Source organism: Altererythrobacter sp. B11 (assembly GCF_003569745.1).
Classification (GTDB): domain Bacteria; phylum Pseudomonadota; class Alphaproteobacteria; order Sphingomonadales; family Sphingomonadaceae; genus Croceibacterium_C.
Map to the genome: position 1 here is coordinate 329,841 of NZ_AP018498.1, position 12,565 is coordinate 342,405.

The 12,565-nt window shown below is 66.4% G+C and carries 11 protein-coding genes; 6 read left to right on the forward strand and 5 right to left on the reverse strand.

Annotation, left to right across the window (positions count from 1 at the left end; translation table 11 throughout):
• Positions 1 to 25 precede the first annotated feature (25 nt).
• Positions 26 to 1,072 (forward strand): rod shape-determining protein, encoded by a 1,047-nt coding sequence (locus AEB_RS01485; RefSeq protein WP_119081538.1) that lies wholly within the window; start codon positions 26 to 28, stop codon positions 1,070 to 1,072.
• A 31-nt stretch (positions 1,073 to 1,103) separates the two neighbouring features.
• Here the strand turns inward: AEB_RS01485 and AEB_RS01490 are convergent, their stop codons facing one another.
• The 3 genes from AEB_RS01490 to AEB_RS01500 all read right to left on the reverse strand — a co-directional run bounded on the left by AEB_RS01490 (position 1,104) and on the right by AEB_RS01500 (position 2,965).
• Positions 1,104 to 1,457, reverse strand: coding sequence for a PilZ domain-containing protein (locus AEB_RS01490; protein WP_172592974.1), 354 nt, complete (start codon positions 1,455 to 1,457; stop codon positions 1,104 to 1,106).
• A gap of 168 nt (positions 1,458 to 1,625) precedes the next feature.
• Positions 1,626 to 2,201, reverse strand: a complete 576-nt coding sequence (locus tag AEB_RS01495) for a hypothetical protein (protein ID WP_145985251.1) — start codon at positions 2,199 to 2,201, stop codon at positions 1,626 to 1,628.
• Between the two features lie 101 nt (positions 2,202 to 2,302).
• On the reverse strand, positions 2,303 to 2,965 hold the full coding sequence (locus AEB_RS01500) for a YggS family pyridoxal phosphate-dependent enzyme (protein ID WP_119081543.1): 663 nt from the start codon (positions 2,963 to 2,965) through the stop codon (positions 2,303 to 2,305).
• Here AEB_RS01500 and AEB_RS01505 point away from each other — a divergent pair.
• Together AEB_RS01505 and AEB_RS01510 are read left to right on the forward strand one after the other, a co-directional pair.
• On the forward strand, positions 2,964 to 3,632 hold the full coding sequence (locus tag AEB_RS01505) for a thiamine phosphate synthase (RefSeq protein WP_119081545.1): 669 nt from the start codon (positions 2,964 to 2,966) through the stop codon (positions 3,630 to 3,632). The two genes, AEB_RS01500 and AEB_RS01505, sit on opposite strands and share 2 nt — an antisense overlap.
• A complete protein-coding gene (locus AEB_RS01510; RefSeq protein WP_119081547.1) occupies positions 3,614 to 5,959 on the forward strand; it encodes a DNA translocase FtsK in 2,346 nt (781 codons plus the stop codon). The genes AEB_RS01505 and AEB_RS01510 overlap by 19 nt, the downstream gene beginning before the upstream one ends.
• Here the strand turns inward: AEB_RS01510 and AEB_RS01515 are convergent.
• A complete protein-coding gene (locus tag AEB_RS01515; RefSeq protein ID WP_119081548.1) occupies positions 5,956 to 7,260 on the reverse strand; it encodes a class I SAM-dependent methyltransferase in 1,305 nt (434 codons plus the stop codon). The two genes, AEB_RS01510 and AEB_RS01515, sit on opposite strands and share 4 nt — an antisense overlap.
• A gap of 173 nt (positions 7,261 to 7,433) precedes the next feature.
• Between AEB_RS01515 and AEB_RS01520 the strand changes: the two genes are divergently transcribed.
• Complete coding sequence (locus AEB_RS01520; RefSeq protein WP_119081550.1) at positions 7,434 to 8,048, forward strand: hypothetical protein; 615 nt, start codon at positions 7,434 to 7,436, stop codon at positions 8,046 to 8,048.
• A gap of 45 nt (positions 8,049 to 8,093) precedes the next feature.
• Here the strand turns inward: AEB_RS01520 and AEB_RS01525 are convergent, their stop codons facing one another.
• Positions 8,094 to 10,517, reverse strand: a complete 2,424-nt coding sequence (locus AEB_RS01525) for a TonB-dependent receptor (RefSeq protein ID WP_231958850.1) — start codon at positions 10,515 to 10,517, stop codon at positions 8,094 to 8,096.
• A gap of 124 nt (positions 10,518 to 10,641) precedes the next feature.
• Here AEB_RS01525 and AEB_RS01530 point away from each other — a divergent pair, with 124 nt between their 5' ends.
• Together AEB_RS01530 and AEB_RS01535 are read left to right on the forward strand one after the other, a co-directional pair.
• The gene (locus AEB_RS01530; protein ID WP_145985252.1) at positions 10,642 to 11,148 is read left to right on the forward strand and encodes a MarR family winged helix-turn-helix transcriptional regulator; all 507 of its coding nucleotides are present in this window, start codon (positions 10,642 to 10,644) and stop codon (positions 11,146 to 11,148) included.
• Between the two features lie 100 nt (positions 11,149 to 11,248).
• Positions 11,249 to 12,481, forward strand: a complete 1,233-nt coding sequence (locus AEB_RS01535; protein WP_119081554.1) for an SGNH/GDSL hydrolase family protein — start codon at positions 11,249 to 11,251, stop codon at positions 12,479 to 12,481.
• The last annotated feature ends 84 nt before the right edge of the window (positions 12,482 to 12,565 follow it).

Here is a 12,565-nt window from a genome sequence, read left to right on the forward strand (position 1 = left end):
GCGTGGGGCAGGACGAATCAAATATATGTCTTTCATGAATTTTTTGCCGTTTCGCGCGGCTGACCTGGCGATCGACCTCGGCACGGCGAATACCGTCGTGTTCCTGAAGGGGCACGGCATCGTGCTGGCGGAACCATCGGTGGTGACGCTTGAGACGATCGGCGGCATCAAGCAGGTCCGCGCCGTAGGCGACGATGCCAAGCTGATGCTGGGCAAGACGCCCGACAATGTCGAGACGATCCGCCCGCTGCGCAATGGCGTGATCGCCGATCTCGAAATCGCCGAGCAGATGATCAAGCACTTCATTGCCAAGGCGAAGTCCAACGCCGGCGTGCGTCTTCGCGGCAGCCCGGAGATCGTGCTCTGCGTGCCCTCCGGCTCGACCGTGGTGGAGCGGCGCGCCATCCGCGATGCCGCAAGCAATGCCGGCGCGCGCAAGGTGTGGCTGATCGACGAGCCGATGGCCGCCGCCATCGGTGCGGATCTGCCGGTCACACGCCCGATCGGCTCGATGGTCGTGGATATCGGCGGCGGCTCGACCGAGGTGGGCGTGCTCTCCGTGGGCGGCTTGGCCGTCACCCTCTCCATTCGCATCGGCGGCGATCACATGGACGAGGCGATCGCTGCCCATGTCCGCCGGGCGCATAATCTGGTGATCGGCGAAGCCACCTCCGAACGGGTGAAGATGGACATCGGCGCCGCCACCGTGGCCGACGGTCCCGATCCGGTCGACGCGCGCATCCGCGGGCGCGACGTGGTGCGCGGGGTGCCGACCGAAAAGATCATCACCCAGGCCGAGATCGTCGATGCGCTGTCCGAAACCGTGGGGCAGATCGTGGGTGCGGTGCGCGGCGCGCTGGAAGCCACTCCGCCCGAAATCGCCGCCGACATCATCGAAGGCGGCATTGTCATGACCGGCGGCGGCTGCCTGCTGCAGGGTCTGGACACGGTGCTGACCGAGGCTACCGGCCTGCCGGTCGTGCGGGCGGAGGATCCGCTCTATTGCGTGGCTCGCGGTGCCGGCCGTGCGCTGGAGGATCTGGAATATCGTGCGGTGCTGCACCCCGTCTGAGCGGGGCAGCGCCAGGCCGACACGCGGCGGATCAGAAGCGCGGCGCGCCCGTGGCGCGCTGACGCGGCAGCAGCCGGCCGAAGCGGTCATAGAGCAGATGCGCGTCGCCATCGCTCTCGGGGCGGAAGCCCATCTTGCGCACGATCGCCTCATGCAGCGGTTCAAGGAAGGCCACGCCGCCGATCTGGCGTCGCATCCAGACCATCCGACCGGAGACATCCGCCCAGGGGGTGAAATGCAGCAGGATGCGATCGCCGGGGATGATCTCGTTCTCCCCCACATCCACCATGCAGCCGCTAGTGGACAGATCGGTCACGCTGACGCGGCACAGGCGCTCCTTGATGACCGCGTCGATTTCGACATCGACCACGACGCGTCTGGCCAAGCGTTCATCCATTGCCCGATCCCCCGATCGTTGCTGCCGCACAAGCGCGGCCTCCTGCGGATAAACCCGCGTGTGGAAGGGATTTTGTATCGATAGTATTGATAGCACCGGGTGAAGATCAGTGCTTAACGGGCGCTTCATCAATTCGCCCGCGCGCGCTCCTGCCGGTTAATCGCTCACGATCGACGCGATGTCGTTATCACGCCAGGGTTCGGGCAGGCTCGATTGAGGGCAGTGCTTCACGGTCTGCTCGCCGCCATCGCCGATGATCGTGAAGCGCGTTTCACTATCAACGCGGTAGGTCGAAATGTTGGTATATACATGCTCCTCTGTTCCCCAGGCTTCACCGCCCTCGGAACAGCTTTCGCTGACGCGATAGCGATCCGGCCCCGTCTTTTCGATGCGAGTGAAATCGCACGGCACGCGGGAGGTATTGAGGCCCCCCTTGCGGAGCAGCATCAGCGTGGCGTTGGAAGCATTGCCGCAGCTTGTATCGTCGGCGATATAGAAGCCGAGCTTGAGCGGCAGGCTGGCTTTTGCGCCTTCGGCGTGCGGCGCTGCTTCTCCGCTCGCCTGCCCCGGCGCCTCCGCAGGAACGGCAGGGGCTGACGAGGGCTCCTCGGCATCGTCGTCCGCTACAGTCCCGGGATCGGCGGCCGAGCCGGCCTCAGCCACTGCTGAGACGCCGCTTTCCTCCGCATCGGCGCCGCCACAGGCTGCCAGAACGCCGCACAAAGCCATCACGATCGTTTTCCGCACAGGCACCCCCCGCCAGCGAGAATCCGCTAGAGAAGATTCCATCGCTCGGTCCCGCTGTAAAGCGTTAACCTTCGTGAGCGACGGAATCAGCCGCGATCGCCGAACAGCGCCGTGCCCACGCGCACATGGGTGGCGCCCAGCATGATCGCAGTCTCGTAATCCCCGCTCATGCCCATGCTGCGGCCCGCCAGCCCGTGATCCCCCGCGAGCTTGTCCAGAAGGGCGAAGAACGGCGCCGGCTCCACGTCCAGCGGCGGCACGCACATCAGCCCCGCAAGCGGCAGATCGGCGGCGCGCGCCTGATCCAGCAGCGCGGGCAGTTCCGCGATGGCGCAGCCGCCCTTCTGCTCTTCCGCGCCGATGTTCACCTGCACGAACAGCGGAACGCGCCGACCGGCCTTGTCCATGGCCTTCGCCAGTGCCTTGACCAGGCTGGGCCGGTCGAGCGAATGGATGGCATCGAATAGCGCCACTGCCTCTTCCGCCTTGTTCGATTGCAGCTGGCCCACAAGATGCAGCGCCACATCCGGGAAGGATTCGCGCAACTGCGGCCACTTGCCCTGCGCCTCCTGAACCCGGTTTTCGCCAAAGACGCGTTGCCCCGCTTCCAGCAGCGGGAGGATTTCAGGTGCATCATGCGTCTTGCTGACAGCGATCAGTTCCACGTCCCGTCGTGGCCGCCCGGCGATCCCGCAGGCATGCAGGATGCGACTTTCCACTTGGGCGAGACGATGGGCTGCGCTTTCCATGGGCGCGGCCTATAGCAAGGTCATGCCCCCGCACCAGACCCTGCCGGATCGCTGGCTGCTGTCCGACGCGCGCAACGATGCCGCGCTCGAACGCGCTCTGTCGCGCCTGCCGCGCGGCTCGGGCTTCATCTATCGCCACTATCACCTACCGGACGAGCAGCGCTTCGCCCGCTTCCGCGTTCTGGCGCGCCTTGCCCGCGCGCGCGGACACTGCGTGATCCTGGCGGACAGTGCGCTGACGGCGAAGGAATGGCGCGCCGATGGCTATTACGGCGCGCCCCGTGCGCTGCTGCCGCGCCGCAGCGGCCTGCTGACGCTGGCGACGGTGCATAATCTGCGCGAGATCGCCCTTGCCAACCGCCTCGGGGCTGCGGCGGTGCTGCTCTCGCCCGCCTTCGCCACCCGCTCGCATCCGGGCGCCAGCACGCTCGGCCCAATGCGCTTTCATCGCCTGGCCGCCCGGTCGAACGTGCCGGTGATCGCACTGGGGGGCATGGACCAGCAGGCGGCTCGTCGCCTTCGCCACCCCCGCTGGGCGGCGATCGACGGGCTTTCGGGGCGCCGGCGGATCGGTGCCACCGAGGCGGCAATTCTTGACGGCGAGTCCGCCGGAGGCGATGATGCGCATCGCGAACACAGGGAGTACACATGGCAAGCCGCGCGATAGCCCGATCGCAGCCGACGGATTGGCGCGCCGCCTTCCGCCGCTCGCTGGCGCGCGCCATGCAGCTGGCCGGCGGCGCGCTGCTGTTCGCCGGGATGATCTTCCTCGCCGTATCGCTGATCACCTACACGCAGACGGACCCCTCCCCCTCCACCGCCGCCGGGGGCGAGATCGGCAATTGGATGGGTCGCCCCGGCGCCTGGCTGGCGGACCGGGCGCTGGTAAGCTTTGGCCTCGTCTCCGCGCTGTTCCTGCCGCTGCTCTATGCCTTCGCCAGCAAGCTGTGGCGGGACGCGGCGGAAGAAGAAAGCCTGGACGGGGATCGCTGGTGGCGCACGGTGGCCCTGCTGCTGATCGCCATGGCGCTGCTGTCCACGGTGCTATCGCTCGCCACCGATCCGCATGAATGGCACCTGCCCGCGTCTGCCGGCGGGATGGCCGGCCTGCTGGGCGAAGGGGCCGTGCATGCACTGGCCGGCCTGCTGCCAGAGGCGGCGCAGTTCTGGGCCACGCTGGGGGCAGCGGTACTATGCCTGCTTGGCGGCGCGGCGTTGGCCGGGCGGGTCTTCACGCTCGACTGGGCGCGGCTGCTGACCTTACCCGCAGCCTTGCGCCGGGCATCCACACGGCCGGACCGCGAAGCCGTGACCGCCCGGCCTCGCCGTCAGGCACCGCCGCCTGAGGATGCCGTCGATGAGATGGACGACGGGCCGGCGGCGGAGGATCGGCCTCCACGCCGACCAACGGAGATCAGCGATCCTTCGCGCCCGCCACGCCCGGCGCAGCCCGCCAATGCGCGGCAGAAGGATCTGTTCGCCGATTTCGAGTTGCCGAGCCTCGACCTTCTCACCGATCCCCCGGTCGAAACCGCACCGAAGCTCGACAAGCTGGCGCTGGAGCGCAACGCGCGCCTGCTCGAAAACGTGCTCGACGATTTCAACGTGAAGGGCGAGATCACGGCCGTGCGCACCGGCCCGGTGGTCACGATGTACGAGCTGGAACCGGCGCCCGGCATCAAGGCCAGCCGCGTGATCGGCCTGGCGGAAGACATCGCCCGCAACATGAGCGCGATCAGCGCCCGCGTCTCGCCCATTCCCGGGCGCACGGTGATGGGCATCGAACTGCCGAACAAGGACCGGCAGATGGTCAGCTTCAAGGAGCTGGCGGCCTGTGCCGATTTCGTCGATCACAAGGGTGGCCTGCCGATCATCCTGGGCAAGGACATCGCGGGCGAACCGGTCGTGGCCGATCTCGCCGCCATGCCGCATCTGCTGGTGGCGGGCACCACCGGATCGGGCAAATCCGTGGGCCTCAACACGATCCTGCTGTCGCTGCTCTACCGCTTCACGCCCGCCGAATGCCGGCTGATCCTGGTCGATCCCAAGGTGCTGGAGCTCAAGAGCTACGACGATATTCCCCACCTGCTCTCCCCCGTGGTCACCGAGCCGCACAAGTCGGTGCGGGCGCTGAAATGGGCGGTGGAGGAGATGGAGCGGCGCTATCGCATGATGAGCGACATCGGTGCCCGCAACATCAACGGCTTCAACGAGCGCATTCGCGCCGCCGCCGCCAAGGGGAAGCCGCTGGGCCGCCGCGTACAGACCGGCTTCGATCCGGAGACGGGCGAGGAACTGATCGAGGAAGAGCAGCTCGATTATCAGGTGCTGCCGCTGATCGTGCTGATCGTGGACGAGCTGGCGGACCTGATGGTTACCGTGGGCAAGGAGATCGAAGTCCTGATCCAGCGGCTCAGCCAGAAGAGCCGCGCGGCCGGCATTCACCTGATCATGGCGACGCAGCGCCCCTCCGTCGACGTCATCACCGGCGTCATTAAGGCGAACCTGCCTACCCGCGTCAGCTTCCACGTCACCAGCCGCATCGACAGCCGCACCATCCTGGGCGAGCAGGGGGCCGAGCAGCTGCTGGGCAAGGGCGACATGCTCTACAAGCCTTCCAGCGGGCCACTGAAGCGCGTGCATGGTCCGTTCGTTTCCGACGAGGAGGTGGAATCGGTCGCCAATCACTGGCGTGCGCAGGGCGAACCTGCCTACATCGATTCGGTCACCGAAGAACCGGAAGATGGCGGCTTCAATTTCGAGGACGACTTTACCGCTTCAGACAATCCGGAAGAGCGGAAATATCGCCAGGCGTGCCAGGTGGTGTTCGAAAACCAGAAGGCTTCGGGCAGCTGGCTGCAGCGCCAAATGGGCGTTGGCTACAACACCGCCGCCAAATGGATCGAGCGGATGGAAGGGGATGGGCTGGTGGGCCCCGCCAACCATGTCGGCCGGCGCGAAATCTATCGCGACCGGGACGGCAACCCGCTTTAGCTCCGGGCCGGCTGCCCGGCGAGTTCGGAAGCCAGCGCCAGCACCCGCTCGGACGCCAGTTCGCCCGTTAGCGCATAGGCCATCGAGCCTTCTTCCCAATAGGCCATGGATCGGCGCTCCCGCCGTTCCAGCAGCGGCAGCTTTTCCGCCGGCGTTTCCGCCCGGGTGGCAAAGAGCGAAACCTCGTCGCCCGATTCCGTCACGATCATCAAGGCCACCGAAATGCCGAGATCTGAGGGGAAGACCTGCACATCCTTCAGCTCCCAGTCGCGCGGCAGATCGGGCAGGCGCAGGCCTGTCGCGCGCGCGATCTCCGCGCGGTCAAGGCTGGTGCTCTCAAGCTGCGAGACCATCCGCTGCCGGGCCTGGCTGGCATCGTAGGACGCCGCGGCTTCATCGAAGAAGGAAGCGGCGTGGGCCGGCGGCGCGACATCGCCCACCACATCATGCGCCAGCCATCCGCTGACAAGCAACGCCGCCATGGCCGCCGCGCGCCGCCAGTGGGATGGCCTGCGCTCCGCACGCGCCCGATGCGGCATGGGAATGACTTGCCCCGAGCGGAGCTTGCGGCCGATCAACGTGCCCTTGGTGCTGCCCGCCAGGCGTTCGAAACGGATCTCCGGCCAAGCCTTGCGCCAGCGCCGCGCGACGATCCGTTCCCCGGGCCGCGCCGCATCGTCCAGCAGGACGATGCCCCCCGGTGAAAGGCGGTCGAACAGGCACTCCGCCCCTCCGCGAACGAACGGATGGATCGCCCATGGGGGGCCATCGATGATCAGCAGGTCGATCGTGTCGGGCAGATCGCGCAACGCATACCAGCGGCCGGGCCAGCCGCGCACCTGCGCGGTGAGCGGGGCGTGGCGCAGAGCGGCCGTGCCGCCTTCCTTTTCCACCCATTCCGCCGTGGCGGCGACGAAGCCGCGATGCTGGTCATAGCTGAACAACCGCCCGCCACCGTTGTGCTGCAAGGCCCGGGCACACACGAGCGTGGTCGCGCCCGCGCCCAGTTCCACCACGTTCCGTGGGCGAATTTCCTCCACGGCATCGACGATGCGATGCAGGAAGCCGGTATCGGCCTTCCAGCTGCCGAGGTGGGGCAAGGCATCCTCGCCCAGGCCGACGCGCGCCAGCAATTCGCGCTTGGAGGCCTTCGTTCCACCCCACAGGCTGTAGAGCAGCCAGGGCCAGCCGATCGCACCAAAGGCAATTCGATAGGCGCGGTCCGACCAGGTGGAATCGCTGCGCTCGTCCGCATCCTCGTCCGGCAAGGCCAGCAGTCCGGTAACATTTCTAGAGGTCATGGGGGAATCCGTCAGGGGAGATGGACCGCCCTACTGCGCCTGCGCCGCCCTTGCCAGCCCGTGTTCGGCTGTCCGCCGCGCTTCGCCTCAGTCCCGATACGCTGCGCCTCACTCCTAGCCGAGGGCAAGGGCGACGTGCGATGCTCCGGCAAAACTGTTGGAGAAGGATCGAAATGGCCAGCAAATACGAAGCTCAGGTCTATCACTGCATGGACCCCGCGCTCGAACTCTACGAGCGCACTGCAACACCACTACACAAGGCTATCCTACTCAATTACTGCCGCCACGTTCATCTGGAGGGCGCGGCCATGTTCGCGGAGATCACCGCGCCCGACATGATGGCCGACGATCCGGTCTATCACGTGAGCTGGGGGGAGAACCCGGTGGTGGTGAAGGGGCGGCAGGGCGTGGCCGATTTCTACTCCGCAATCGGCGACATCGTGCTGTGGAACACCGGGGACCAGATCGCCGTGGCGGACTGGGGCATCGCGGACGAGATGTGGTTCCACCAGATGTCCACCGGGGCGGAGCTGCGCAAGATCGGGCATCGGGTGGAGAAGGAGGACGGGCTCTACCTCGTGTCCAGCCGCCAGGCCTTCATCTGGCCCTATGACGAGCGCGCGCTGCTGAAGGGAGAGCATCTGTATGAGGACAAATCGACCCTGCGGATCGAGGAGATCGACCCCGCCGATGCGATGACGCCGGAGCGCGTGCGGCAGATCCACCGCGAGTGCCTGGAAGAGCTCGAGGCCCGCTTCGGCGCCCGCTACTGGGTGTGGCAGGGCTGAGGGGGTGTCCGGGGGTAGCGGCAGCCGCCGCCCCCGGATCACACCTTAGAAGTCGGCGGAGAGCTGGATGTACCAGTTCCGCGGACGGGCGTAGATCTTCTCCGCATAGCCCAGCGTGCCGAGCGAGGCGTTGCCCTGGATCAGATAGTCCTTGTCGAACAAATTGATCACGCCGGCCTGCAGCCGATAGCGATCCTTCGCCGCCAGCTCGATCGAGGCGTTGGCCACGAAATAGCCGTCCTGCTCGATCTCCGGCACGCTGCCGGTGATGAAGGTGAGGCTCGAAGTGTAGCTGCCATCGAACCGCGGCGTCAGCGTGAAGTCGCTGTTCAGCTCGAACTCGTAGCCGATCGCGAAATTGCCCTGGAAGGACGGCGTCAGCGGCAAATCGTCCCCCGGCTGCACCGTCGCCGTGGTGCCGGGCACGGGCGTGATCGTCTTGATCTTGTCGTCCAGCACGCTCATCCCCGCGTCGAAACGCAGGCCGGTGCCATAGGGATGCCAGCTCGTCTCCGCCTCGAAGCCGCGGATGCGTGCCTTGCCGGCGTTGAACAGCAGCGGCACCGCACCCTGGCGGAACACCAGTTGGATGTCACCATACTCGGCCTGGAAGGCAGCAAGGTTGAGGCGGAAATCGCCCACCTGCATCTTCGCGCCGATCTCGTAGCTGTCCACCTTCTCCTCACCGAAAGGCGAGGGGACATTGCCCGGGGGCGGCGCGTTGTAGCGCGTGTTGAAGCCGCCGGACTTGAAGCTGCGGGCATAGGAGATGTAGGTGTTGAGCCAGTCACTGACCTTGTAGGCCGCGCTGGCCGAACCGGTGAGCGCAGTGAACGTCTTCCGATTGGGCGTGTTGTAGATATACAGCGGGCCGCCCTGCGGGATCGCCAGCGTCGGCAGCGGATCGGGATCGGGCAGCGTCCACGGGAACAGGTTGAACACCGTGCCCTGGTAGGTCTTGCGATCGGCCGTGTAGCGCAGGCCGCCGGTCAGTTCGAGCCGGTCGGTCACTTCCACGGACACTTCACCGAAGGCCGCCAGCGAGCGCGTCTCCAGATCGGAGAACTGCAGGTCGCGCGAACCAGGGCCGCCCGCCAGCAGCGAGCCGATGACTGGCGGAGACGGCGGGAAGGAGAGCGGCACGGTCGCCCGCTCCGTCGTATCCTCGTCAAAATAATAGCCGCCGAGGATACCGCTCACGGGTCCCGAGTCATATTGCAACTGCAGTTCCTGGCTGAACTGCTTGGACTTGCCGCCCACGTCGGTGGTGATGATCACGAAGGGCGTGTTGTCCGCATCGCGAATGCCGCGCGAGTCGGTGGAGCGATAGGCGGTGATGCTCTTCAGCGTGAGGCTGTCGGACAGTTCGAGCGCGGCGGTGCCCGAGACACCCCAGACTTCGGAGGTGCTGAGAACGTCGGCCGTGCCGCCGTTCACATACTTGCCCTTGGCCTGGAAGTCGTTCGCACAGCGCGGATCGTCGATGTTGGGCACGAAGGGCGCGCCGAAGCGCGGATCGCCAGGTGTCAGCGGGGCGAAGGGGATGGTCGCCCCCGGGCAGCCTGCCGCGACGCTGACAATTGCCGGCACCGGCGCCGTTTCATTGATGCCGGCGAAGACGAAGGGCGCACCATTTTCCTTACGCTTGGTGTAATCGCCGCGCAGCGAGATCTTCAGGGTCGGCGTCGGCTCCCACCGCAGCGCGCCATTGAAGGTATTGCTGTTTTCATTGCCCAGATCCAGCCCGTCGAAGGAGCGGATCACATAGCCGTCGCGGTTGCGGAAGCCGGCCGATACCCGCGCCGCCAGCGTATCGCCCAGCGGGATGTTGAGCGCGGCGAAGCCCTCATAAAGGTCGTAATCGCCGACACGGAACCGTGCACGGCCGGAAAGCTCGCCAAACTCCGGTTCCTTCGTGCGGACCAGGATGGCGCCACCGATCGTGTTACGGCCGAACAGCGTGCCCTGCGGGCCGCGCAGCACTTCCACGCTGGCGATGTCGCCGAATTCCAGCGTGCCGCCCACCGAGCGGCCGACATAGACCTCGTCGATATAGATGCCCACGCCCGGGTCCACCGCTGCGGTGGGATCGAGCTGGCCGATGCCGCGGATGAAAACCACGGAGGCCGCGCTGTTGCCGGAAAGCTGGCCGGCGGGCTTGAACTGCAGGCTTGGCGTGATCTTTTCGAGATCCTGCGTCTGCTGGATCTGCCGGTCCTCCAGCGTCTGCGCGGTAAAGGCCGAAATGGCGACCGGTGTTTCCTGGAGCGATTCCTCGCGCCGGCGGGCGGTCACCACGATTGCTTCCCCCTGCGGCGCGGGCTGAGCCACGGCGTCGGGCTGAGCCTGACCGGCGGTATCCTGCGCTACGGCGGGGGCAAAGGTGGAAAAGGAGGCGGCAGCGGCAAAGCTCAACAGCGCAGATCCGCGCAGCATCTTCGCCTTGTGACCAAGGGCACGCTCAAACATCGATATCTCCCCGACATTCCGGGCATTAGGTACCCGGCTAGTTATGTGTTCTGTTAATGGGTATAACAGATATGTTCAATAACAACCCGTTGCCAGCATCGGAACGAAAGCGCACACGCAAGCGGTGAGCAACCCGGCCAAAGCCCCAGCGGAGCAGAAAATCTCCATTGATTCCGTGCGGTTACGCGCGCCAAAACTCCAGGACACGGAAGTGGACTATGGCGTGCTGGGCGAGGTCACGGGTTTTTCTGTCAAGCTGGTGTGGATTCTCGGCTACAGTCTGCTGGCCCGCCACATCGGCGATTCCGCCATCACGCCGCAGCGCTTTTCCATGCTGGAGCTGGTCGGCAGCAACCCCGGCCTGCCGCAGACGCAGCTGGCCGCTGCACTGGGACTTTCGCGCCCGGCCGCCACGGTATGCATCGATTTCTGGCAACAGCGCGGCTGCGTGCAGCGGCGAACCGAGCCGGGTGACCGCCGGTCCTTCGGCATTTACCTGACCCCCGCCGGAGAGCGCGAACTGGCCCGGCTGCGCGAATGCGTGCGAGCATCGGATCAGGAACTGACCGGGGCGCTGGAGCCGGCCGAGCTGGCCGAGCTGCGTCGGCTGCTGGCGAAGATTCACCAATAGACCGGCGCCCGCCAGAGCCGCCTTTGCGGGGCTGGCACGGTGGGGTACGCGCCGCTAATCTGCCGGCCAAAGACAAAGCGAGTCCGGGGGAGATCGGGATATGGTTCGGATCAGGCAATTGGCCATTGCGGTGGCGGGGCTCACGCTGGCCGTGGCAGCGCCAGCGCAGGCTGAATGGGTGGCAAGCTGGGCGGCATCCCCTCACGCACCGCTGACGACCGAAGGGCCCTTCGCCGCGGCCTCCTTCCGCAATGTCACCATCAGCCAGATCCTGCGGGTGAGCGAAGGCGGCGATCGCGTGCGGCTGCGCTTCTCCAACCGCTATGGGCCCCATCCGCTGGTGATCGGCAAGGCGCGCGTGGTGCGGATCGATGAACGGGGGGCCGAAGTCCCCGGCACCGCCGCGCTGCTGACCTTCGGCGGCGAGCCCGGGGCGGTGATCCCGCGCGGGGCGCCCTTTGTGAGCGACGCGATAAAAATGGCGCTGCCTGATCTCGCGCGGCTGAAGGTGGAAATCTACCTCCCCGAAGAAACCGGCCCCTGCACCTGCCATCTCACCGGCATGGACGAGCTCGCCGTATCCCCGCCGGGCGACTTCGTAGGCAAGCGGTTCGAGCCCGCGGCGCGCGCGCAATACCGCGCCTTCCTGAGCGCGGTGGAGGTCGATTCACCGGATTCCCCCGGTACGATCGTGGCCTTCGGGGATTCGATCACCGATGGGGTGGGATCGACCCCCGGTGCGAACCGCCGCTGGCCGGATATCTTGGCGGATCGGCTGCACGCGGCGGGCAGGAACTGGGCCGTCGCCAATGCCGCCATCAGCGGCAACCGCCTTTTGAGCCCCGGCATGGGCGAGGCGGCGCTGGCGCGGTTCGACGAGGATGTGCTGAGCCTGCCCAACGCGAAATACCTGATCCTGTTCGAAGGCGTGAACGACATCGGCAATCGCTATGGGCCCGTGCAGGGGGGCATAGGCGGCCTGTCGCTGGACCAGCCGAAGATCGACGCGGAGCAGATGATCGCCGGATATCGCCAGCTGATCGCCCGCGCGCATGAAAAGGGCATCAAGGTAATCGGATCGCCCATCGGCCCTTACAAGGGCGCCAGCTATTGGTCGGAAGAAGGGGAAGCCGCCCGGCGCCGCATCAACGACTGGATCGTCAACGGCGGCGCCTTCGATGCCGTGGTGCGGCTGGACAGCGCCTTTGCCGATCCGCGCGATCCGGCGGCAATGCGCGAAGGCTATCACATGGGCGATCACCTGCACGGCAGCGACGCGGGGCTCAAGGCCGCGGCAGAAGCCATCGACCTTTCGCTGTTCAAGCCGGGCTGAGGGCAAGCTGCCCGCCCGGGGGCCTGGGCGGCGGGGCCGATTGCGCTATTCCGGTTTCACCTGTAACCACTCCGCCGCAAAAGG

Bases quoted from the DNA above. Each gene is read 5' to 3' on its own strand.
- AEB_RS01485 (WP_119081538.1), top strand. From the start codon at position 26: ATGTCTTTCATGAATTTTTTGCCGTTTCGCGCGGCTGACCTGGCGATC.
- AEB_RS01505 (WP_119081545.1), top strand. From the start codon at position 2,964: ATGGGCGCGGCCTATAGCAAGGTCATGCCCCCGCACCAGACCCTGCCG.
- AEB_RS01500 (WP_119081543.1), bottom strand. From the start codon at position 2,965: ATGGAAAGCGCAGCCCATCGTCTCGCCCAAGTGGAAAGTCGCATCCTG.
- AEB_RS01510 (WP_119081547.1), top strand. From the start codon at position 3,614: ATGGCAAGCCGCGCGATAGCCCGATCGCAGCCGACGGATTGGCGCGCC.
- AEB_RS01515 (WP_119081548.1), bottom strand. From the start codon at position 7,260: ATGACCTCTAGAAATGTTACCGGACTGCTGGCCTTGCCGGACGAGGAT.
- AEB_RS01520 (WP_119081550.1), top strand. From the start codon at position 7,434: ATGGCCAGCAAATACGAAGCTCAGGTCTATCACTGCATGGACCCCGCG.
- AEB_RS01525 (WP_231958850.1), bottom strand. From the start codon at position 10,517: ATGTTTGAGCGTGCCCTTGGTCACAAGGCGAAGATGCTGCGCGGATCT.
- AEB_RS01535 (WP_119081554.1), top strand. From the start codon at position 11,249: ATGGTTCGGATCAGGCAATTGGCCATTGCGGTGGCGGGGCTCACGCTG.